A 21,720-nucleotide genomic window follows, 5' to 3' on the forward strand; every position below is an offset into this window, starting at 1 on the left:
GATTGGCACTGTTTAGCTGTACCTCGAACGGAGATATGGGTTTCTCCTTCAACTTACCGCCTTTATAGACCCCCTCCCCCCGGACTATTTGAAATGGCATTGCGGGGAAGTGAACAACGCCTAGCATCGAAAACTCCCTTCACCAGCTCGCTTGGATCCTGGCAATTCACGTAGTAGCATGTAGCCATCTAGGCTGGCCTTACGTATCCACGCGAGCACCCGTAATAAGACTCCACTAGTAAGGGCTGACCGTGAAAACTGTTACAGACGAAATATCAAAAAAACAAATTTACATGATGACATTAGCCTCAAACATAACACTATGGTTCCTGGCCTTCTGTATCATCATGCCTGTAGCCTGGTATTACTCCGGAAGCGCTCTAATAGGTATTGGAGCAGCATTTGCAATTCCAGCCTTTTTGATCAAAAAATCAGCTGACAAAAGAATACTTTTAGTAAATGAAGTATTGGAAAATATCAATACTCAAACAGTGTCCTCTCTCAAAAATGTTGACTATTATCACTATAACGCAAATGGCTCAATCGCTGTAGATGCCAGAAACAGCCTAATTTCGTACACAAAAGCTCTTCCAACTATGGAAATCCTATCTTCGGTTACCATTAATGTGGCCGACATTATCGAGTATTATTTTTACGATCCTGGCATGACTACAACAAAATATTACGGCAGAGATCTGGCTGTGGCGCAGGAAACCTTTACAGACAATCTCAAAGCGATAGCCGCACGAGCTGAAGAACGGGGTTTACACATGAGAGTTAACGATGTTCAAAATCCAAAGATTGTCATGAACATGACGGCAAAAGAGGCTGATCACTGGATTCTTATTCTGAAAAAGTTAATTGATCGATCACTGGAACCAACCAGCAGTCCAAAATTGATCCCTTAGCAGAAGGAATGAAGGTCTGGGGGCTTTCATTCGGGCATGATGTTATGAAGAGCACACGCTCGCTGAAGTTTTGGAGTCCGAAACTCTGATGCATTGTCCATGTGGAGTATTTCGGGCACACCAAAAAAAGGATGTTTTATATTGGTGCAGCCCAAGTTTTGCAGATATCGATTTTTAGGCAACACCGCATGAGTAATCGCGCAACTAACGGTTAAAATAGATGGCGCATGATAGGCGATGTAGTAACCCAAGATTACGCGTGTGTAGATATCTATAACCAATGTAAGCCAAGGCCTAAATAATGGCTCGCGACTTTCCTCATCTACCTATCACCGAGGGATAGACGATGCTAGAAATGTGGCGTCCATAGTGAAAGAGATTCTTGCCTGACTGCGTGAGCCGGGCCCAAGTGCCCGAAGAAGCGATGCCTCCATCAACGGCACTGCATCAGCACTGTTGGGTGGTGGGCAGCGCCATTCGCTCTCTCTCTACGCCATACCGCTATTTGCAGTACACCGTCCATAGCTCGTCAGTTGGTACTCGATAGTGTGACTATCTTTTCCGCCCGAATTGAGGCATCTCCAAACCCAGGCTTTCACGCAAGGTCGTACCTTCATACGCCCTGCGGTACACACCGCGCTCTTGCAACAGCGGTATGACCTCGTTGGTAAAGCGGTTGAACTGCTCCGGGTGCCCGATGTAGATGTTGAAACCATCCACCGCTCGAGCTTCGAACCAATCAGTCATCTTCTGCGCGACAGTGTCAGCCGCTCCGACGAAGGCACCCGGGCGCAGCTGTCGACCGAACTCTACGGCCTGGCGCAGCGTGAAACCTTTCTCACGTGCCTGATCAGCGATACGTTTGGCAGCGGTGAAAAAGCTGCTGCGCGCAGACTCCAAACTCTCCTGAGGGAACGGAGCATCGAGGTCGTACTGGCTGAAGTCATGCCAACCGAAGTTGCGACCAAACTCCTTCAGCGCGAGCTCAAAGCTATGGTCGGCCTGATGGTAGTGCTGCTCGATTTCACGAGCATGCCCATCGGTGTCACCCACATAGATTTCGGCACCGGGCATTACCAGTAATTGCTCAGGATCGCGGCCAAGTCGCACCGCCCTGCCCTTGATATCGCGGTAGAAAGCTTGGCCCTGCTCGATGCTGGCGGCGTGGGTGAAGACCACATCTGCAGTGGCGGCGCCCAGATCGCGGCCCTGTTCCGAATCGCCGGCCTGGAAGATCACCGGCTGGCCTTGATGTGAACGTTGAATGTTCAGCGGGCCGACCACAGAGAAGTGTTCGCCTTTGTGATTCAGACTGTGCAGTTTGCTTGGGTCGAGAAACTGGCCCGTCGCCCTGTCGCGCACGAACGCATCCTCCTCATAAGAGTTCCACAGGCCCTGGACAACCTGGACGTGTTCGGCCGCCCGGCCGTAGCGGGTGTCGTAATCGTAATGTTCGTCGCGACTGTAATTGCCAGCGGTGCCGGCATCTCCGCTGGTGACGACGTTCCAGCCCGCACGGCCTTTGCTGATCAGGTCGAGTGATGCCAGGCGCCGCGCTACGTTATAGGGAGAGTTGTAAGAAGTCGTCAGCGTACCAACCAAACCTAAATATCGAGTGCTCACGGCAATCGCTGATAGCAGCGTCAGCGGCTCCAGCCGATTTAGGTAGTGGGATGGCGACCCAGGTGTGATGAACTGGCTGTCGACGATAAACATCAAGTCGAATAGTGCCGCCTCGGCTTGACGCGCAATGTCGATGTACCAGTCGACATTAACGCTGGCATCGGCTGGCAATTCAGGATCAAGCCACAGGTTGTGGCGGCCTGGCCCACCACAGCCCATCGTCAGAGCGCCCAGTTTGATCTGTCTTTTTGTCATTTCAAAAATATTCCTTATGGATCAGGGAAGTCATCAATGCGGGCTGAAGCGTTCAGGGCCGAGCTTTGGATGAGGCTGGCTGCAAGGACGCAGCGAATGAATTATCGAACAGGTTGGCTGCAGGGTAGGACTTGACAAAACCCAGGCTTGCGAAAAAGTCTACGGTCTTCTGCGCCTCCACAGGCACCTGCGGGTTCAGTGGCTCGACGGTCGTTCGCGCTCGGGCAAACCAGGCACGCGCGATTTCAGCGTCAGCCCGAGTGCGTTTGGCCCATGCATCAGCATAAGCGTCAGTATTGGCTGGATTTTGTAGAGTCCAATCACGCGCTTTCTTCAGACGCTGGAGAAAATCACTGATTTGCGCGCGCTTGGCGTCGACTGAATTGGCGTTGGCGGCGATGAAGCTCTGGGCCGGGATCAATCCATCAGCAGTGGCCAGAATCCGCGCACCCTGCCGTTCCTGCTGCGTGACGTAGGGTTCCCAAGTAGCGATGACGTCAACTGACCCACCGTCCAGCGCGTGGGAGGCATCCAGCGCGCTGAGATAGCGAAAATCCAGCGAGTCTCGTGCGACACCTGCTTTATCCAGCGCGGTCAGAAGTAGCTGCTGACTCCAAGAGCCTTTCCAAATGGCCGCGCGCTTGCCCTTCAGATCCGCAAGACTGTGGATCGACGAATCCTTTCTTACAAGAATTGCCACACCACCGAGATTTTGCCGGCCTACTGCAATAACCTTGATCGGTGCGCCCAATGCGCCTAGGAACAGCGCTGGCGCATCACCGAGCAACCCGATATCAAGACTGCCGACGTTGAGCGCCTCGGCGACAGGCGACCCTGCAGTGAATTGCTTCCACTCAAGGGTATAAGGCAAATCGTCAAGTACCCCCGCCGCCTCCATCACGGCCTGGGCATTGTAACTTTGGTCACCCACCACCAGCGTTTGCGCGTTCGCAGCAAGGCACAGCAATGCAGCGGCCATCCCGGCCGCCAGTTTCGTCAGATAACGCACGTTCGTCTCCAGATGCCTTCTCAGGCATTTCAGGTCGATCCGCACGCGCGGTCTCGGTACTATTCGTAGGAATGGACGAGCCGATAACGGCTCTATAGGCATGCCGAAGCTTTATAGCGATTAAATCTGAAAGCAGCCTGCTTTATACGATGAGGCCCTAACCTCAACGCGTAAAATACTCATTACGCATAACGTAATTCCATAAAAATGCAGTAATTGCATGAACTATCAACAACCAACGTCCTTGGAAAGTTCGCTCAGTTATGGAATACCAATCTCAACGCCATGCAGGGCGACGCGGTAATGACTGCCGCTGGAACGGCAGGCCACAGCTGACAGTACGTCCTGCTTCGGAAGCAGTGGTGATTGCCGCACTCGATAGTTTGCTGAGACAAAGTCAGGCAGGACTGTTCACTCTTCTTCCTCAGCCTGAAAAACCTCGATCAGCTTCTGGTTGTAATCATCCAGGTAGCTCTGGAGCCCTTCCCGATCGATCAGTCGCACGGCTGCGGTGCTCGCCAATTCTTTTGCAGATTTGGTGAAGTACGAGTTGGTAACAACCATTGCCTCGTCGCACCCGTAGAAGGCCTTGGCTGAGATGGCCTGCTGCACAGCGGAGTTGCCCACGGAGCCGGTGTAATTTTTCGCCTGGATCACCATGTTCTTGCCGAATCGGCTTACGAACAGGTCTGCACCCTGGTCAGCCGTTCTTTTGGTTTCTTTGACGTCGTATCCGATGGTCTGGAAAATTTCGACCAGGAAATCTTCGAACTGGAATCCGTCCATAGCGTCCACGAGATACATCGTGATGAACCGGTTGGGATTGAAATGTTCCAGCTGGCTTGCCAGTCGCTCGACCAAGATATCGAAGTAAATCTCCTCGCAAAGACTCAGCCCATTTCGAAATGCCTGTATCGGCAGCAGGGGCACCCCAAGTGTAGAAATGGCTTGCGGGTTGAATTGGAATCCTGGATATGGGACGTCATTCTCCCAAAGGTTGTAATAGAACAGCGCAAGGTCGGCTCTGAAGGTGGTACCCGCCTCCTCGATCCAAGACCTTAAAGTGTCAGCGAAATCTGCCTTGATATGACGGCTGAGTTCCCTCGAAAAGCCAAGGTAGACCGAATTAAACTCAGTGGTCAGGAGTAGTTTATCCAAGAGCGACGGAAGCTCTTCAAGCTCGTCAAACCCCTTGCGAATCAAGACTTCCCTGAATAGCTCACGCTCGGTGTAGACACCATCCACTCTTGGCCCTGGAACGTCAGTCTCATCACGACCTGCTGCTCCTTCGCGCGTGGTATGAATAAAATTGGTGAAGTATGGTTGCTTCAGCTCTGCATACTTCCTAAGGACATTATTCAGCAGGTCATAGAGCTGAGCCTGTTCCTTTTTCTTCCCCAAGAAGTCTTTCAGTAGGCCTTTCGATCTGTACTGAAAATCCGGGTAGAAAGACGGATCTAGGGGAGTCAGGTGACGGGAGCTCAGTTCGGACGATGGCGAAAGCTCAGAACTCGTGCACCAAGGGCACGTCGTTTCGAAAGTAGTTCTATTGCATCCATTGCATTGGTAAATCATCGATTTCCATCCCGAAATGAAGGTTACGACTCATCGGCCATGTGGGGTTGCGTTTGAGCTTATGGGCAGAAGCGAAGCTGGATGGCTATGCCAACGAAGGCGCAAGTGATAGGTCATTGCCCGTTTCAGCTTCTTTCGAACTCCGCTGGAAGCCTTGGACGTGCTGAATGGTTTGTAGAATCTGATCGATGATAGGGGACGGGTCTAGCAGGCATTGCATGTTGCTGGCCACGTTATCTTGATAGAGATGGCTATGCCATTGGAAGGCCTTCCACTGCCGCGGGAAAATATGTGGAAGCTCCTGCATCGATTCCGCCTGCTTCTCAATACTTCCCAGGCCATCGCTGGTGACAGGCACAAAACCATAATGTAAGGCGTCCGACGCGACCTCGACTCTGAACAGCATGTTTTCGACGCCGATACTGAAAAACAGGCCTACGTGCTTCACCTTCAACCTACCGGCCATGAACCACTTCGAGCAATTCTCTTCATTGAATTCCAGTCCAGGAAAGCCAGGTGGTGACGACGTCCGAGGATGGGAACTCGCAATCTCGCTTTGAATTGCCTGGAAGAAGCGGAACAAAACTGAACCCTTTGCATAGGGCAATGCTTCAGCGATGGCATCAGCGGACTTAAAGCTGTCATCGTCGCTGCACAACAGCTCGATCAGAGTATTTCTGGCCTTCTGCGTCATCGTCATTCCTGAGATTTTTCTAACTAGGTTTCGGTACTGGATCAATGCGTGATGAAGTGCCGGTGTATCTGTGCAGGATTCGAGACACAGATTGAGCCATTCAAGGATGTGCTCACGGTAGGAGATCCGTTGGTATTTGACCCCTTGATGACTACGTTCGTGGGCATCAGTACCTTTTTTGGTTAAGTACAAGAGATTCCAATTCTTGCCAGACCCCATGCCGATGTCGGCGTACTGCTTCAGCTGCCAGTTCCCATCCTCAGCGTCGATTTTGTTTTCAATGAGGATGAGGTGACTTCGTAAGTGAACGACGATATCTACCCGACCCCGACTACCATCAAACGTCTGCTCTTTTCGAACTTGCGCATTGTCCAAGGAGTACTCGTGCTCAAGCTCGATAGTGGACAGAAAATGGGCGAGGAACACTGTGCCTTTTCCGTGACTGCCCCGCGGATTGAGTAATTCCGCAATCATGGCCGAATGCGTAGCGACCTCTGCCCGCTCAATTTTCGTGATTGTGAAAATGTTAAAGGATTCGCCTGTGGTTGCGAGGTTTGCCTGACTCTCCTTCACTAGGTAGCCGGCTCGCTCCAAAAGCGATTGCGTGTTCGGTAGATTTTGCATGTGCTGGGCGCACTCCATTGCTCAGTAAATGACGTTTCAAGGGATTTGATCTTACGACGCTAAAGGTGCTCATGACGAAAGATGGGAGCCGGGTTACCTGCGGTGTTGAGTACGGCCTTCGCTTGGCGCCAATCACATTTAGACAACCCGACCTGATTTTTGAGATTTCGGGTGGCTTGAAAAGCTAGCCGCGACTTACGTCGCGAACAAGCGATCTACCCTGCTATATCGGCAAGCCCACTTCGCCGCTCACTGCGGTCTTAATTTTTTAGTATCAGAAAAACCAGAGCCGAGGCAAAAGCAGCAGGAATCAATCGAGTCGATTGACCTAAAATCTGTTGCTGCCAGGATTGGGCGAAGACTCCAAGATCTCTGTTTTTGCTTTGTTATCAAATAAGAACTCCGATTTCTTTTTTTGAATTCAAAGGTGCTGAGAAATTATTTTTGGAGGGCGTCCTGACACTGTTGTGCTTGCTAACTGAAGCCGGCGTTGTTGCCGTGCTTTCCTTACTCGTCGCGCCGGCTTTGTGACCTGGCGCCGATGGCGAACGAGTAACGCCTCATTGTGCTGGATCTGGCCGACTTCGACTTACCGGAGCTCCACTACTACCCCTACACCTTCATGCCATCGGATAGCCTGGTGGCTGGTGTAACGCGATTCACGCATGGTAACAGTCTCGGGGTTACCAAGCGGAAAGTGCGTTACGAGACAGTAAAGTGGGGCTCAGGAGCCCGTCAGCTACACTAATTCGATACATTTCTGCACTGAGACTTCGACCATGGCGACCAAAACCGCAATCGTATTCGCTGGCGGCGGCAGTTTGGGTGCGGTGCAGGTGGGCATGTTGCGGGCCCTGGTTGAGGCCAATGTTCGATGCGATTTGGTGGTTGGCGCTTCGGTAGGCGCTATCAACGGTGCCTACTTTGCCGCAAGGCCCGATTCCGACGGCGTCGAGGCACTCGCCGGATTCTGGCGCAGGCTTTGTAAAAATGACATCTTTCCCCTCTCCTGGCTCGATACCTGTAGAGGACTGATCAAACGGCGTGGCTTTCTGTTGCAGCCGGCGGCCTTGAACCGATTGCTGGGTCAAGCACTGCCCATTCATCGCATTGAGGATGCGGCGCTGCCCCTACACATCGTCACCACCGACCTGCTCAGTGGTGCCGAGACGGTTCTGTCCAGTGGCGAACTCGAGCAGGCGTTACTGGCCAGCGCTGCCATCCCACTGGTGTTCCCCTGCGTACAAATCGCCGATCAGTTCCTGGTTGACGGCGGAGTGGCAAGCAATACACCTATTTCGACTGCCGTATCCTTGGGAGCCACCAACGTCGTGGTAATCCCTACCGGGGTGAGTTGCGCCCTAACACAACCGCCCCGAGGCCTGGTCGCCTTAGCCCTGCACACCGTCAATCTGATGAGCATGCGCCAACTGGTGAGCGACATCGAACACTTCCGCACTCTCACCAGCCTGCACATCGTCCCGCCCTTGTGCCCTGTGGATGTCTCGGTGTTCAACTTTGACCAGACCGAGTCTTTGCTGCAGCGTGCCTATGAGCAGACCCTCCGGTGGCTGGAAAGTGGGGGGCTCGAACGCACCAAGGTACCTGGTGCCCTGACCATCCATTCACATGCCCATGAGCATTGAGTGATGTGAATTATCTATAAAAGAGGCCCTCAACACTCCGTGCAATATTGCGAGAGTAATACCTCAGACTTCGAACCGCTCAAGGCAACAACAGCGCTTCATGGATCTCAATAGAAGGTATCGCACCTCCCACACGCCTGCTATCAAGCCAACCCCTAGTTTTGCTGACATCGAAAATCTGGCCCTGCTCCATCAATGTCAATATGAGTTCGTCCGAGACTCGGTAGCGTCCGCAGTCCGGACAGTCTCTTTCTTCCCAAGGGCCAGAGCACCGAATGCGCTCAGCGACACCTACACAGATAAGACAATTCATTGGAATCACCATTTTTATAGTTGTACCCGATCTGTTGTGGGCCGCTTGCGATGGCATTCCCACTGACACGCTATTGAGCGCGTTGATCAGGTTGGTGCTTGGTCGACTCAAAAGATCGAAAGAAAGTTCGGAGCGATGGCGTTTTCGGTACAAATAGGTCGTATCTACCGATCCAGCCGCAGCACTGGCGAAAGGCCGCAGCGCTCCTGGCTCTTTGCCCTTGCTCTTCAGCCAGTGTCTGCATCGGCCCCAGAGGTGGTCGTTAAAGATATGTAATCAACAGCGATGGCGAAGCTTGTTATGAGGACTACCCTTAACGCTGATAGACGGATCGGGAGGCGACACTGCTTCTCCCGTTTCGCCCGAAATCACTCAGTGAAAATGGGAGGAATTCGAAGATGGATGAGCAAAAAATTCGAGAAGCTGCGTATCGGCTTTGGGAGAAAGAAGGGAAGCCGCAAGGACAAGACCTGGAGCACTGGTTCACTGCTGAAAAATCAGCCGGCGAAGAGGATTTTGACAGTTCAACCTCTGGCTCAACGCCAAGCAGCGAAGCGGCACCGTCTCAAGCTGACTCTAGCCGAGGCAGAAGACCGAAATAAACATGGACATTAAAGCTTCAGTTGAAGATGAAGATCAACGATCTGACAGATACCCATCGATAGTGCGCACCGTCGAATGCGCGCTATCGCCGTAAGTGAACACTTATCTCTATAGTCCCTTGGCGCTTTCAATCATTCAGGTGACTCTGGGTAACATCGAGTGATCTTTGCGTATGTTCATCCCTCAGAAAGCGATCAGCTATGCCGAGGGGCCGGGCCTTGTAAGTGCTCCGCTCACAGGCAGTTGAGCGTCTAGGCATTTTCACATCGTTTCAAGACCAGCTCCATATCTCTCAACCGGGTGTAAGGGATTTCTAGGATTCTATACGCGCAGGTCAAACGTGCCTGATTCCATACTCGGGGCTTGAGAACAATCCCGTGAATCTAGAAGGTGTCCGAATGTGAGGTGACGCTCTGCACCCGCCGCAGGTTTATCCACTGGCATTCAGCCTCAGCCTCTTCTCGATTCAGAAAGGTAGCCTGCGAGCGCATCTTTTTCTCGTTGTCGTAAATGTTAAAACCTAAATGTGCTGTTTTGCAGCAACCGCGTATTCCTTTACGTGAGGAGCCAGTTTCAGTGGGGACTGTAGGGACAACTACGAATCTCGAAATCATCTTTACGTCCTCGCTGAGATACCTACACCATAGGTCACTTCAGCAACGGTCTTCGTCTGTTTCCGCTGAGAGGCGCGAGCTTGCCATAAGACCCCTCTCAAGTTCTTTCGTGTAGACAGCCGCACGTGGCCTATGACGCCATGTCATTAGTATGCTCGATACCAAACGAATTGTTTTCAGGGTCGCGCATTTCGAAATTGGACATAGACTCAGAGTCTTACTTTAGAGATGTCGGCACGTTCTGCCTGGTCAAGGAATCGATGAGTGAACGTAAATTGGGAAGGGATATTGCCGATTCAAGGAGAGATTATCGTCATCGAAGACGACCCGACGCTGCGTTCGCTGATCGTGGATATAGTGGCGGAGATAGGCGCAAAGGCAGTAGCGTTCGAAACTGCTGATGACGCGTTAACCTATCTGCTGGAAGCGCATGATCAGTGCCGGTTAGTGATCGCAGACCACGGTGTTCCGGGGCAGATTCAAGGTATCGAATTCATTGAAATGGTCAGGGGTAGATGGTCTTACATCGCGGCCATTCTGACCTCTGGGTATCTGATAGACCCCGCAACAGTACCGCTATCAACCATCTATCTGCATAAGCCCTGGTCATTGGACGACTTAGTAATTGCGGTGGCGTCTCTCCTGCAGCCTGATTATCCCATCCGTAAGATTTGAGGCGTCGTAGGCCTGTTAGCTCTGATGCTCCCGAGCTGATCATTCCCGAGTTGCAGAAGTGCGGCTTCTTTCGCACCGAACCTAAGGGCGGCACTTTCCGCTCAAGGTTGCGCGACGATCGTGCGAGTCGCTTGCCGGCGTCGGCATGGCATCGTTTCGTTTCGTTTCGTTTCGACCAGACGCGTTGACAGCTGTTGCCGCTAGCAAAAAATAACGGCGAGATGTGAATTTTTTCGTGCTCTCTTGTATCTGATCAGAAAGAGGCCGTGCTATCAAAAAGATAGCATCGGTAAAGGCAAACCCGTCTGGCCTGAGCCACACCGGAGCTCAGCGGTTTGCATAAGGACAGATCAGTTACAGAGTGGCTCGCATGAAATCACGTGAGAAGAACGTCAAACCGATTGGCTTGAAGGACATCACCATTGTCGACGACGCCAAGATGCGCAAGGCGATCACAGCCGCTGCACTCGGCAACGCAATGGAGTGGTTCGACTTCGGCGTTTATGGTTTTGTCGCCTATGTACTCGGCAAAGTATTTTTCCCCGGCGCTGATCCCGGCCTCCAGATGATCGCCGCGTTGGCGACCTTTTCGGTTCCCTTCCTGATCCGGCCCTTGGGCGGTTTGTTTTTCGGTACGTTGGGCGATAAGTACGGTCGGCAGAAAGTCCTGGCGGCCACCATCGTCATCATGTCGCTGAGCACCTTCGCCATCGGGCTGATTCCGTCGTATGCCTCGATTGGCATCTGGGCGCCGATCCTCCTGCTGCTCGCTAAAATGGCCCAAGGTTTTTCAGTGGGCGGTGAATACACCGGCGCCTCGATCTTCGTCGCCGAATATGCCCCGGATCGCAAGCGCGGTTTCCTTGGCAGCTGGCTGGACTTCGGTTCGATCGCCGGCTTCGTCTTCGGCGCAGGCCTGGTCGTGCTGATTTCCACCATTCAGGGCGAAGAGCAGTTTGAGGCATGGAGCTGGCGCCTGCCCTTCTTCCTCGCCCTGCCCCTGGGCATGATCGGGCTCTACCTGCGTCACGCGTTGGAGGAAACACCGGCGTTCCAGCAGCATGTCGAGCAACTGGAACAGGGTGATCGCGAAGGCCTTGCCAGAGGCCCGAAAGTGTCTTTTAAGGAGGTGGCCACCCAGCACTGGCGCAGTCTGATGACCTGCATCGGCGTAGTGGCGGCCACCAACGTCACCTACTACATGCTGCTCACCTACATGCCGAGCTACCTGACACACAACTTGCACTACAGTGAAAATCACGGCGTGTTGATCATCATCGCGATCATGGTCGGCATGTTATTCGTCCAGCCGATGATCGGTTTCATCAGCGACAAAATTGGCCGCCGCCCCTTCATTATCTGCGGTAGCGTCGGTCTGTTCTTCCTCGCCATCCCGGCCTTCATGCTGATCAACAGTGGCAAGATCGGCCTGATCTTTTCCGGTTTGCTGGTGCTGGCGGTGCTGCTCAACTTTTTCATCGGCGTGATGGCTTCTACCCTTCCGGCGATGTTTCCCACTCACATCCGCTACAGCGCGCTGGCCAGCGCCTTCAACGTCTCGGTGTTGATCGCGGGTCTGACCCCTGCCGCCGTGGCTTGGCTGGTGGAAAGCACGCAAAATCTGTACATGCCGGCCTACTACCTGATGGTTATTGCCGTGGTGGGTCTGATTACCGGCGTGACGATGAAAGAAACAGCGAACAAACCGCTGCGTGGTGCAGCTCCGGCGGCTTCCGACATTGAGGAAGCGCACGAACTGCTGCAAGAACATCACGACAACATCGAGCAGAAGATCGAGGACATCGACGCAGAAATCGCCGAGCTGGAAGCGAAACGTGAGCATCTCGTGCAGCAGCATCCGCGAATCGAATAACGGGGGGCACTATCGTCCAGAAGCTGCCGTTCAATTCTGTCCACAGAAACCCAGTCGACGTATCCTGAAGAACAACATTGAAAAGGAGTTCGAATGAAAACTGATTGGCAACAAATTCGAGAAATGATGAACACTGTTATCGAGAGCTGTGAGCAGATCGAAATGGCAGGATTCAATGAGGAATATCGCTCCGCGACCGTGGAAATCAAAGGCGTCAATTACTCCGTTCAGGAGTTTTTAATCAGTGCCTGGACACTCCCAGAGAACATTCGCTACCAGATCATTCGTGAGCGTCATGAAACTGGGAATGACCTTCCCTATGTTCCCGAAGCAGCCCGCATTCTTGTCTCAATGGCGCAGGCTTGCGCGGAATTGGTCGGGGCAGCCGATACAGCACCCGCTCAGAAAGCAATTGCGGGAATGAATCATTGGTACAAGGCCTACGCGGTACCGCATATGACTACAGCCATCGGGCGCCAGGCTTGCTGAACTCGGCAGTTTCACTAAAGCCGCCGAGTCGCTGGACATTGGGCGGCCTCAGGTCACCCGTTACATCCAGGAGCTGGAGACGTCATTGGGCGTGCGCCTATTCCAACGCACCACGAGAAAGGTGGCGCTCACCGCCGAGGGCGAACGGTTCTATGAGCGAGTGCAGGAAATTCTCGCGAATATTTCTGCCGCGACCTCGATGTTTGACCGTACCGGAGCAACGCTCGTGGGCCGACTTCGCGTCGATATCCCGACCGCTTTCTCGCAAATGGAATTCATCAAAAGCCTGAAAGAATTCACTAGCACCTTCCCCGGCATCAACATGGTACTGGGCGTGACCGATCGAGCCGTTGACCTGATAGGTGAAGGCATCGACTGTGCGTTGCGTATAGGCGATTTACCGGACTCGACATTGATCGCTCGCCCCATCGCGATGGCAACCATGGTGACGTGCGCAGCGCCTGAGTATCTGAACGAGCACGGCGAACCCGAGACACTCGACGATCTAGTCTCCCATCGAGGCGTCAACTTCTTGTCCGGTCAGAGCAACAGAACATTGCCTTGGCACTTTTCTGTAAAAGGTCAGGATCGAGCGTTTGTGAGTGACGCCGGCATCACAGTCACCGAGTCGAATGCGTACGTTCAGTGCGGCGTGTCGGGCTTCGGAATAATCCAGGCGCCAGGCATCACCGTGGCCGAGTATCTGGATAGCGGCGTTTTGGTGGAGATTCTAAGGCCCTATCGGCCTGCCGCTCGCCCTGTGTCGCTGCTGTACCCAAGCCGGACGCACCTAGCACCGCAGGTGCAAGTTTTCATCGAATGGCTGCAAGAGCGCTTTCCGCAGACTCAATCTGGCTGGCTGGAACAATAACGATCATCCTCCAAACTGATCAGCCAACTGCTCCCGTACATGGCGAAAAAGCTCGACGGGCTGAGGCGTGCCATCGTTCGTGTTGAACGGCAAAAAAATCTCGATCAGGTGCATTGGGATAACCTCGACATCTTAAGAGGTTGTTTCGTGAACAAGGCAGATGCCTGTTCATAGGATCACTTATGCCGCCTCTTGCGTTTAAATTTCGATCGTCTTGGGGCCAATCCCTTCGAAAGCGGTAGAAGCGATTCTTAAAATTCTGGCGATGGGCACTCGCCTCTGATATTGCTCCCCCCCAAACATATTCGTTGCTGAGTTGTGAGCCGAGACTCGGATCTTAGTATTGGCCGACAATATCGAAATCAAGCCCCGAAAGACTCGGGGCTTGATAGGGTCAGACGGCATCAGGGTTTGCGTCCTCCACCTCCGCTCATCCCATCGTCCTTGCGTCCCATTTCAGATGATTTATCGCGGTCATCGGCAAGGTTGCTATCGCGTCCGCTTCCTTTTCCACCGGGGGTGGATTGATCAGCCTTGTTGGATTGTTGTCCGCCTGAAGCCTGGCCGCCTTTTTGGCCTGGTTTGGACATGTTTTCTTTATCGTCGGCAAATTCGCCTCCGCGATTCGTACCCTGCCCGCCTCCGGACAGGCGATCGCTATCGCGGGATTGTTGTCCGCCGGAAGCTTGACCACCTTTCTTGCCGGCTTCAGAAGCCTTGTCCCGGTCATTAGAAAAATTGCCTGGATTTTTGTTTCCTGTATTGGCCATTTTTGTTCACCTCTACATCGTTAGCACGAGCATGGGCTCGTCTAATTCGGAGCACGCACAAAACAGAAAGTTTGAACGGAAATATCAGGTTCGCGACGAGTGGATTGGGGTATTTGGTTCCATTGAAAATGCGCGCATTCGACTGACGGTGTGTCTCCATCCATCGATGGCACGCTTTTCATACGAAATGTTCGATATTTACTAGACTTAGTAACTCGTAGAAGCCCTCCATGCATCACACTCAGGAGGTCAATCGATGACTGAACACATCGTGCATTTTCATTGCCAGATCGATCAGGGAACGACTGAGCGCTTCCGGGACTGTTGCCTCGAAGCCATCGATCAAGGCGCCACCTCCTTGCTCCTCAATCTTTCTACAAGCGGGGGTAGCACTAACTTTGGCTTCACCCTCTACACGTTCCTGAAGTCATTGCCGGTACCGCTATGCGCGATCAACGCGGGCAACATCGAATCAATGGGCATCATTATGTTTTTGGCGGCAGCCCGCCGTATCACCTCGCCCCACTCACGCTTCCTGATTCACCCGATGAATTGGTACTTCAGCCAAAAATCAGTCGACCATCAGCGCCTGCGTGAATACCTGTCGAGCCTCGACAACGACCTCGCGCGTTACGTGCAAATTTTCACACTCGAAACTGCTGACGCAGAAACCAAGCTCGATATTTTTCATTGCCTTTCAGCAGAAGAAAAAGTCATCGCTGCCCACGAGTCTCTGGCATACGGGATTGCTCATGAGATGAAGCAAATGATGTTCGCTGATGATGTCAAACATTGGAAAGTCAGCGGTGGATGAGCCGAGCCCGCTCCGCGATATATCCGTGTATATCAAAGACTAATCACGAGAGAGCAATCGTTGCTGCCATCATGGAATTGACGCTTTGGGTTGAGCAGCGCGGATCTGCGGACGTTGCCGAAAACGTCCGTGGTGCTTTGGACACGATCAGCAAGAATGAGGAGTTCATCAACATGAGTCTCGCCGTGCTCATGGCACCTGAGTGATTTATCCATAGGGTCGCTACTCGGCGAGGCTTACGGCTAAAGCAGTGAAATAGCCTAGAAAAATGCACGCCAAGCAATGGGCATCGAAATACACCGTTGAGCCTTGGCGTTGAACTCAACCGTCACACGCTCCGTCTAGCGCATAGATGGGGCTAAAGCTTAAGCCCTCTCATCCCTTGTACGTTTCAAGGAGATTGCCATGGCTACCACTGCCGCACGCGATCTATTCGGAGCTGGTGATCGGCAGCCTTTGCCCAGAGCAGCCATTCCCCTTGGGCAATACGCCTTCCTGAATTCTGCCAAGGAGCTCCCGTTGAAGAGCCTCAGTCAAAACTTGGTGTGGCATCCGGTGCCCCTGAGAAATCAAAAATGAATAAGAAAGAGCTCATAGGCAAGCCTCCGGCGGTTCCCCATCGTTCGTGGATAAAAAAACTAGGGCCCGGCCTTATCACAGGCGCGGCGGATGATGATCCAAGCGGTATAGCGACCTACTCGCAAGCAGGCGCGCAATTTGGCTTTAATACGCTCTGGACGTTGTTTTTCACCTTCCCCCTGATGGTCGGCATTCAGATCATCAGCGCAAAAATAGGCCGAGTCAGCGGGCACGGGCTCGCTACCAATATCCGCAGCAATTACCCTTGGCCTTTTGTATATGGCATCGTCGCTCTATTGATGTTTGCTAATACCATCAATATTGCAGCGGACATCGCAGCGATGGGGGCGGCGTTGAAGCTGTTGATAGGCGGATCGTCTCAATTCTACGCAGTCGGCTTTGGTCTGGTTTCTCTGCTTCTGCAGGTGTTCATTCCGTATAAGCGCTATGTGCGGGTACTCAAGTGGCTGACACTCGTGTTGCTGGCTTATGTGGGCATTATGTTTGCCGTGCAGATTCCATGGGGGCAGGTCGTTCGCCAGACTGTGTGGCCTCACATGTCCTGGAAGCCGGAGTATATAACCATGGTGGTTGCCATTTTTGGCACAACCATCAGCCCCTATCTCTTTTTCTGGCAAGCATCACAGGAAGTTGAAGATATGGAGGCTGACCCTAAGGCTCAGACGCTGATTGATGCGCCAGACCAGGCGCGAGCCAACTTTACGCGCATCAAAATTGACACAATAGTGGGTATGGGAATTTCGAACCTCATTGCGTTTTTTATTATGTTGACCACAGCTGTCACGCTAAATATGCATGGCACCACAGATATTCAATCGTCCGCACAGGCGGCGGGTGCTTTACGACCGATTGCGGGGGAATTCGCATTTTGGTTGTTCAGCGCAGGCATCATCGGAACCGGTATGTTAGCGGTTCCCGTGCTGGCAGGCTCTGCTGCTTACGCAGTAGCCGGTACCTTTAGATGGAGAAATAGCTTGGCGGCCAAGCCAGAAACAAACAAAGCGTTTTATAGCATTATCACTGCGGCAACATTATTGGGTGTATTGATCTGCTTTGCTCCGATCGATCCCATCAAAGCATTGTTTTGGAGTGCAGTCGTCAATGGCGTGATTGCGGTGCCTGTCATGTTCATCATGATGTTGATGGCATCGCACAAAGAAATAATGGGCTCTTTCGTCATTCACCCTGGGCTGAGGGTATTGGGCTGGAGCTGTACTATAGCAATGGCTTTTGTCGTGATCGGTATGCTCTGGCGCATGTTTTCAGCGTAGAACCTTTTTCTGAGATTCAGTCAGGTATCTCAGTCATAGCCAGTGGGTGGTTCCCCAGGAGAATCGTGACTCGGGCCATCATCCATAGCATTCAAGGCTTGGCCCGGTTGGTCGCACGACCGCTCTCTTTTCGCTCAGTGACCCAGAGGTGATTTCTCCGACTTAAAGGATAGGAGAGTTCGGTAGAGATGACTCATTCAGATGAGAACTCCAAGCTACATACGCATCCGAATGTTGGGTTACAGCCGCATACCACCTTTCACCGCAAAGCTCGCGAGTTGCGACCAACATCATCATTTTGCTAATAGCTGCATCCAGATCTAAAAGCAGCTCATGAGATTTAAATCTAAAGTCGTCCGTTGAGTTCATGTCGGATCCTGTGCTCAGCGGGTCTGACTCGAAGTTATGAGTCGCAGTGCCCACCAAGAATCTGATTGCGGTTTTTAATGGATCAGCCCGAGCGATGGACGGCAGTCATTTTGTCTGGCTGGAACAGGGGCGTGCCCCTTGGAATCAGATGAATCACTGTTCACGCGTTTCTTATCCGCTTGTATGGATCACCAACGGTAACGTGACCACGAACTCGCTACCCTTGCCATCACCCTCGCTCATGCCGGTAACCTCGCCGCCGTGCGCCTCAACCAGCTCGCGGACTACCGTCAGTCCGATGCCCAAGCCTGACCCATTGAAGCCGACAGCATGCACGTCCTGAACATAGGGGTCGAAAATAAACGGGAGTGCTTTAGCGGAAATGCCGATTCCATTGTCGGAAATGTTTATCTTCAAAACGTCGGACGCTACTGTTACAGAGAGTTCGATTCCACCGTGGGTCGGTGTGTATTTAGCCGCATTCGCCAGAAGGTTGTGGAGAATCTGCGCGAGGCGCCCCGGGTCACCATTAACCATCAAGATGCCATCGGGAAGATGGACGTTGAACTGCTGCTCTTGTGCGTTCATCAAAGGGCGGCACGCATCAATGGCTTCACGCAGAACTTGAATTATGTCGACATCGCGGCGATTGAGTCGCAACTTGCCAGTGCTGGCACGGGAGACATCCAGCAGATCATCGACCAGCTGTGACATATGTTGCACTTGGCCTTCGATCAACTCCCGCATCCGAGGCAGCTGATCGCTAGGCAAACGCACCATACGTTCTGCAATCATACTGATAGGCGTTAATGGGTTACGTAGCTCATGAGCCACCGTCGCCAATATGCTTTTTTGCTGACTCAGTGCGCGCTCGGCTACAGCCTGAAGGTCTTGAGCGCTGAGTGCGGCTATGACCAGCTGGGCATTAGCCTCACGCAGTTCCTGGTACAAACGTTGCTCTTCCAAGCGTGGGGCGACTATAGCGTCTGACTGCACCAGCAGTTTCGCCAGTACTGGCTGCTGATTAGCCTCAATCACCTGCTCGACCTGCTGACTATCCACCAGCCGGCTGCTGGTGTCGCTCAACTCTTTTTGAAGTGCTGCCAGCACGGCGCGTGCTTCAACGGTTTTCTGGCCAAGCAGGAAGAGTTCGTGAGCGGCATTAGCGATCTCACGCTCATTCGTGCCATCGACATTACTCATGAGTCGGGCTCAAGCATTTTTATCTCCTGGATGTGATACACCTGAAATCCGCTTTGTGGGTCGGCCTCCGAGCAGACCTTCTTGGTCATGAAGCATTTCGCCAATCTGCAAGCCGTTTTCATCGACGCGGTACAAGCGCAGCTCATCGGAGTGGGCACTGGCCCGCACCTTGACCACGGCCATGATGCGCAGTAAGCGGCTCTCTACTTCAATATAGCGTTGGACAATGATCGCGTCGGTGAGAAATGCCGTGCCGTAAGGGCTGAAACGCAGGTCGGTGTAGCGGTCTTCCAGCTCGGAGGTCATCAGCACACTGACCCCGGCACTGGTCAGCGCGGTGACCATGCGCGACAGCGATTCACGGAAGTCTTCGCGGAAGGTCGGCGCCAGCGCCAGTTCGAAGCCCGACAACGAGTCGATCACCACACGAGTGGCTTTCAGGCGAGAGATCTCGGCCAATAGCAACTGGACGATTTCGTCGATGGACAGGTCCGGTGCACGACTGTCCACCAAGCCTACCTGACCGCTTTGGATCAACTGAATGAGGGCGGCATTTTGAAAATGATTGGGCCGTTGTTCGAACACCGCGATCACGCCGGTTTCACCATTGCGCGCGCCTTCGGCCAGGAAGGTCGCTGCCAGAATGCTTTTGCCCGAGCCCGATGGCCCGGCCACCAGCAAGGAATAACCACGGGGCAGGCCGCCGCCAAGCATCTCGTCGAGCTGTGGCACGCCCATTTTCAGGCGCTTGATCGGGAACTCCAGCGGTGCTTCAACCGAGTTGAGTGCCGCCGGCGCAAAGACCTTGATCCCCGACGTCGCGATGCGGAAGGTGTGCAGCCCTGGCATCGTCGGCTGGCCGCGCATCTTCATGATTTCCATCTTGCGCACCATGGAATTGCGCTGAACGCTCTGACGCAGCCAGATCAGGCCGTCGGCCACGGTGAAAATCGGGTTGGTGTCGGTTTCGGTGAAGTATTCGCCAATCAGGAAGGTCGTCGCCTGCCAGGTGGTCATCAACATGCCCAATTGCTGAACGAACTGCGGCAGGTTGTTGTTGGGGTTGTCCTGGGTCTGGCTGGCCAACACCACCGAACGGAACGAGTCGACAAACACCAGTGCGGGGGAGTGAGCCTCCACCTCGCTGACGATGCGCCGTAGCACTTCGTCCAGATTCCCGGCCAGGGTGTCGTCCGCCAGGTTGATGTAGCGGATCGACTGGTTGATCGCTTCGCTGTCGAAAAAATCGAATTGCTGCTGATAACGCAGCATCTTCAGCGGCGGCTCGCCGAGCACCGTAAAAAAAAGTGCCGGGCGCTCGGGCGTCGCCAGGGCGAACATCATCTGATGCGCCAGGGTGGTTTTGCCACAGCCAGGCGGGCCTGCGATCAGGTTGAACGAAAACTCCGGCAATCCTCCGCCCAGCACCTCGTCCAGTCCTGGCACGCCGGTGGCCAGGCGGTTGATAGTCACTTTGGTGCTCATGGCGAAATTTCCTGCGAAGGGGTGTCGCTCAAAGAAGGTTCCCACATGCCACGAAGCAAACGTGCGGTGAGCGAGGGCCCGATCAGCGTGGTCAGCAGCTCGTAAAACGTGGTCAGCAACACTTCACCGAAAAACAGCGCATCGGCTTCGCTTTGCTCAACGAGTACGGACTTGAGGGCAGTCAGATCCATGCCAGGCTGCACTCTGTCACAGGTGCCGGCCAGACGCGGATGAGTAGAGGCGCACAGATGGAGGCTGCGGCGATAAAGCGCGGCAACCCCTTGATGGCCAATGATGGGCGTGAGGGCTGCGTCCATATCCTGCAATATTGATGCGATCGCTTGCGCGACTGTTGCAATGTCAGCGTTGGGGCCAACACGGTGCGCCAGAGAAGCTACGATCTGGCGGCTCTCTTCGCTTAGCGTGGACATGGCTCACTAATTTTTGATGGGCGCCTATCAATGGTACACCCTATAACCTGTGATCGAGTTTTCATTTGGACGCAGAGCTGATGATGTTCGGATACCAGCTAGGTGGCTGAAGAAAAGTAGTCCCAAACAGCAAGGATTTGCCTCTCTGTCTACGCCTCAAACACCTGGATTTGTGATTTGGATATAAACCGACCAAATGCCAAGCAATATCCAGAACGTCGCAAAGATCCAAGGTGTGCGAACCGAAAACAGCAACGCCTTTCGGTACCCCTTGTGCGTGGACTCTCGCTCACAAAATAAAGGCGATCGTCATACGCCAACCCCATCACAGGCTCGCTATGCAATAGCTCGCTCTGCTTGAAATGCCAGTGGTCGATAATATCGTATGCCGCGCGAATACCGGGCCAAGCATTCAGCAAACTTAACACCCCAAGTAACGCAAGAAACGCAAGAAACGGTGGTACCACTAGCGTGAACAACTTGCCGGAGGTCGCAATACACACGCCCAGCTCTCCCGTGAACTTGGCATGAGCGCAGGCCATGAACGCAGCCATTTCTTCGTGCCGGGCCTAAATGAATTCGATTTTGCCTTGGGCACGACTCGGCGCACCAAAAACACCGTTGATACCGTCCCCCGGATAACCAAAAATCCGCGTTCCGCCCCATTGGCTGAGTCGCTCAACCAGAAAATCGCTGACTGTCGTTGTCATTAAGATCCTCGTCTTTCACCGATTCGTAGAGTCGCTGCTGGAACGGCAGGTGCAGCTCAGCCAACCTTGTCGTTGTCCTGTTCGGGCGTTTCAATGCCAAGCTCTTCTTCAGGGGCTTCGTGCGGGTAACCAGGTAACCCCCGGGCCTCATTCGGCCCTTGACGATGGCCTGGTGAATTCCTTTTCTTGCCCCTATCCATGGTGGCATTCTTCGTCTTGAAAAGTGGCGCGCTAGAGTGGGGTAACCCACGAACCCGAGACCGAAAGGATCTAAAGCATCTGAAGGCACGGGATA

Annotated in this window: 18 protein-coding genes and 3 pseudogenes; 11 read left to right on the top strand and 10 right to left on the bottom strand. The window is 53.3% G+C overall.

Annotation, left to right across the window (positions count from 1 at the left end):
• Positions 1-251: 251 nt before the first annotated feature.
• Positions 252-908, top strand: a complete 657-nt coding sequence (locus ACYZTW_RS16660; RefSeq protein ID WP_462000926.1) for a hypothetical protein — start codon at positions 252-254, stop codon at positions 906-908.
• 552 nt (positions 909-1,460) lie between these two features.
• Here the strand turns inward: ACYZTW_RS16660 and ACYZTW_RS16665 are convergent.
• The 4 genes from ACYZTW_RS16665 to ACYZTW_RS16680 form a co-directional block, all read right to left on the bottom strand.
• Positions 1,461-2,786 (bottom strand): LLM class flavin-dependent oxidoreductase, encoded by a 1,326-nt coding sequence (locus ACYZTW_RS16665; RefSeq protein WP_462000927.1) that lies wholly within the window; start codon positions 2,784-2,786, stop codon positions 1,461-1,463.
• A gap of 52 nt (positions 2,787-2,838) precedes the next feature.
• The gene (locus tag ACYZTW_RS16670) at positions 2,839-3,795 is read right to left on the bottom strand and encodes an ABC transporter substrate-binding protein (RefSeq protein WP_462000928.1); all 957 of its coding nucleotides are present in this window, start codon (positions 3,793-3,795) and stop codon (positions 2,839-2,841) included.
• A gap of 411 nt (positions 3,796-4,206) precedes the next feature.
• Entirely contained in the window at positions 4,207-5,370 is a 1,164-nt protein-coding gene (locus tag ACYZTW_RS16675) for a restriction endonuclease (RefSeq protein WP_462000929.1), read from the bottom strand.
• A gap of 85 nt (positions 5,371-5,455) precedes the next feature.
• Positions 5,456-6,688, bottom strand: coding sequence for a PDDEXK-like family protein (locus ACYZTW_RS16680; RefSeq protein WP_462000930.1), 1,233 nt, complete (start codon positions 6,686-6,688; stop codon positions 5,456-5,458).
• Positions 6,689-7,467: 779 nt separating this feature from the next.
• Between ACYZTW_RS16680 and ACYZTW_RS16685 the strand changes: the two genes are divergently transcribed.
• The 7 genes and pseudogenes from ACYZTW_RS16685 (at position 7,468) to ACYZTW_RS16715 (ending at position 13,772) form a co-directional block, all read left to right on the top strand.
• Positions 7,468-8,334 carry a patatin-like phospholipase family protein gene (locus tag ACYZTW_RS16685; protein WP_462000931.1) on the top strand — a complete coding sequence of 289 codons (867 nt, stop codon included), beginning with the start codon at positions 7,468-7,470 and terminating at the stop codon, positions 8,332-8,334.
• Positions 8,335-9,045: 711 nt separating this feature from the next.
• Positions 9,046-9,249, top strand: coding sequence for a DUF2934 domain-containing protein (locus tag ACYZTW_RS16690; protein ID WP_462000932.1), 204 nt, complete (start codon positions 9,046-9,048; stop codon positions 9,247-9,249).
• 879 nt (positions 9,250-10,128) lie between these two features.
• Positions 10,129-10,539, top strand: coding sequence for a response regulator (locus tag ACYZTW_RS16695; RefSeq protein ID WP_462000933.1), 411 nt, complete (start codon positions 10,129-10,131; stop codon positions 10,537-10,539).
• A gap of 23 nt (positions 10,540-10,562) precedes the next feature.
• A pseudogene (locus ACYZTW_RS16700) lies at positions 10,563-10,727 on the top strand (LLM class flavin-dependent oxidoreductase); the annotation flags it as partial.
• A 182-nt stretch (positions 10,728-10,909) separates the two neighbouring features.
• On the top strand, positions 10,910-12,412 hold the full coding sequence (gene proP / locus ACYZTW_RS16705) for a glycine betaine/L-proline transporter ProP (protein ID WP_462000934.1): 1,503 nt from the start codon (positions 10,910-10,912) through the stop codon (positions 12,410-12,412).
• Positions 12,413-12,505: 93 nt separating this feature from the next.
• The gene (locus tag ACYZTW_RS16710; protein ID WP_462000935.1) at positions 12,506-12,901 is read left to right on the top strand and encodes a hypothetical protein; all 396 of its coding nucleotides are present in this window, start codon (positions 12,506-12,508) and stop codon (positions 12,899-12,901) included.
• 31 nt (positions 12,902-12,932) lie between these two features.
• Positions 12,933-13,772 carry a LysR family transcriptional regulator gene (locus ACYZTW_RS16715; RefSeq protein WP_462005771.1) on the top strand — a complete coding sequence of 280 codons (840 nt, stop codon included), beginning with the start codon at positions 12,933-12,935 and terminating at the stop codon, positions 13,770-13,772.
• Positions 13,773-14,176: 404 nt separating this feature from the next.
• Here the strand turns inward: ACYZTW_RS16715 and ACYZTW_RS16720 are convergent, their stop codons facing one another.
• Positions 14,177-14,542 (bottom strand): KGG domain-containing protein, encoded by a 366-nt coding sequence (locus tag ACYZTW_RS16720; RefSeq protein ID WP_462000936.1) that lies wholly within the window; start codon positions 14,540-14,542, stop codon positions 14,177-14,179.
• A gap of 256 nt (positions 14,543-14,798) precedes the next feature.
• On the opposite strand from ACYZTW_RS16720, the gene ACYZTW_RS16725 reads away from it, so the two are divergent.
• The 3 genes from ACYZTW_RS16725 to ACYZTW_RS16735 all read left to right on the top strand — a co-directional run bounded on the left by ACYZTW_RS16725 (position 14,799) and on the right by ACYZTW_RS16735 (position 17,227).
• Positions 14,799-15,356, top strand: a complete 558-nt coding sequence (locus ACYZTW_RS16725) for an ATP-dependent Clp protease proteolytic subunit (RefSeq protein WP_462000937.1) — start codon at positions 14,799-14,801, stop codon at positions 15,354-15,356.
• A 17-nt stretch (positions 15,357-15,373) separates the two neighbouring features.
• Positions 15,374-15,562: a hypothetical protein gene (locus tag ACYZTW_RS16730; RefSeq protein ID WP_462005772.1), complete on the top strand. Its 189-nt coding sequence runs from the start codon at positions 15,374-15,376 to the stop codon at positions 15,560-15,562.
• Positions 15,563-15,931: 369 nt separating this feature from the next.
• A complete protein-coding gene (locus ACYZTW_RS16735; protein WP_462000938.1) occupies positions 15,932-17,227 on the top strand; it encodes an NRAMP family divalent metal transporter in 1,296 nt (431 codons plus the stop codon).
• 540 nt (positions 17,228-17,767) lie between these two features.
• On the opposite strand, the gene ACYZTW_RS16740 is transcribed toward ACYZTW_RS16735, so the two are convergent.
• From ACYZTW_RS16740 to ACYZTW_RS16760, 5 genes and pseudogenes are all read right to left on the bottom strand, one after another.
• Positions 17,768-18,799, bottom strand: coding sequence for a sensor histidine kinase (locus tag ACYZTW_RS16740; RefSeq protein WP_462000939.1), 1,032 nt, complete (start codon positions 18,797-18,799; stop codon positions 17,768-17,770).
• A 9-nt stretch (positions 18,800-18,808) separates the two neighbouring features.
• Entirely contained in the window at positions 18,809-20,284 is a 1,476-nt protein-coding gene (locus tag ACYZTW_RS16745; protein WP_462000940.1) for an ATPase domain-containing protein, read from the bottom strand.
• Positions 20,281-20,715 (bottom strand): hypothetical protein, encoded by a 435-nt coding sequence (locus ACYZTW_RS16750; protein ID WP_462000941.1) that lies wholly within the window; start codon positions 20,713-20,715, stop codon positions 20,281-20,283. The genes ACYZTW_RS16745 and ACYZTW_RS16750 overlap by 4 nt, the downstream gene beginning before the upstream one ends.
• Before the next feature lie 156 nt (positions 20,716-20,871).
• Positions 20,872-21,200 (bottom strand): annotated as a pseudogene (locus tag ACYZTW_RS16755) (hypothetical protein); the annotation flags it as partial.
• Positions 21,198-21,425, bottom strand: a pseudogene (locus ACYZTW_RS16760) (thiamine pyrophosphate-binding protein); the annotation flags it as partial. The pseudogenes ACYZTW_RS16755 and ACYZTW_RS16760, both read right to left, overlap by 3 nt.
• Positions 21,426-21,720 lie beyond the last annotated feature (295 nt).

This window comes from Pseudomonas sp. LB3P25 (assembly GCF_054897985.1).

Coding starts and splice junctions, on each gene's coding strand:
- ACYZTW_RS16665 (WP_462000927.1), bottom strand. CDS start 2,786: ATGACAAAAAGACAGATCAAACTGGGCGCTCTGACGATGGGCTGTGGT.
- proP (WP_462000934.1), top strand. CDS start 10,910: ATGAAATCACGTGAGAAGAACGTCAAACCGATTGGCTTGAAGGACATC.
- ACYZTW_RS16720 (WP_462000936.1), bottom strand. CDS start 14,542: ATGGCCAATACAGGAAACAAAAATCCAGGCAATTTTTCTAATGACCGG.
- ACYZTW_RS16710 (WP_462000935.1), top strand. CDS start 12,506: ATGAAAACTGATTGGCAACAAATTCGAGAAATGATGAACACTGTTATC.
- ACYZTW_RS16690 (WP_462000932.1), top strand. CDS start 9,046: ATGGATGAGCAAAAAATTCGAGAAGCTGCGTATCGGCTTTGGGAGAAA.
- ACYZTW_RS16745 (WP_462000940.1), bottom strand. CDS start 20,284: ATGAGCACCAAAGTGACTATCAACCGCCTGGCCACCGGCGTGCCAGGA.
- ACYZTW_RS16725 (WP_462000937.1), top strand. CDS start 14,799: ATGACTGAACACATCGTGCATTTTCATTGCCAGATCGATCAGGGAACG.
- ACYZTW_RS16675 (WP_462000929.1), bottom strand. CDS start 5,370: ATGATTTACCAATGCAATGGATGCAATAGAACTACTTTCGAAACGACG.
- ACYZTW_RS16680 (WP_462000930.1), bottom strand. CDS start 6,688: ATGCAAAATCTACCGAACACGCAATCGCTTTTGGAGCGAGCCGGCTAC.
- ACYZTW_RS16735 (WP_462000938.1), top strand. CDS start 15,932: ATGAATAAGAAAGAGCTCATAGGCAAGCCTCCGGCGGTTCCCCATCGT.
- ACYZTW_RS16685 (WP_462000931.1), top strand. CDS start 7,468: ATGGCGACCAAAACCGCAATCGTATTCGCTGGCGGCGGCAGTTTGGGT.
- ACYZTW_RS16740 (WP_462000939.1), bottom strand. CDS start 18,799: ATGAGTAATGTCGATGGCACGAATGAGCGTGAGATCGCTAATGCCGCT.
- ACYZTW_RS16750 (WP_462000941.1), bottom strand. CDS start 20,715: ATGTCCACGCTAAGCGAAGAGAGCCGCCAGATCGTAGCTTCTCTGGCG.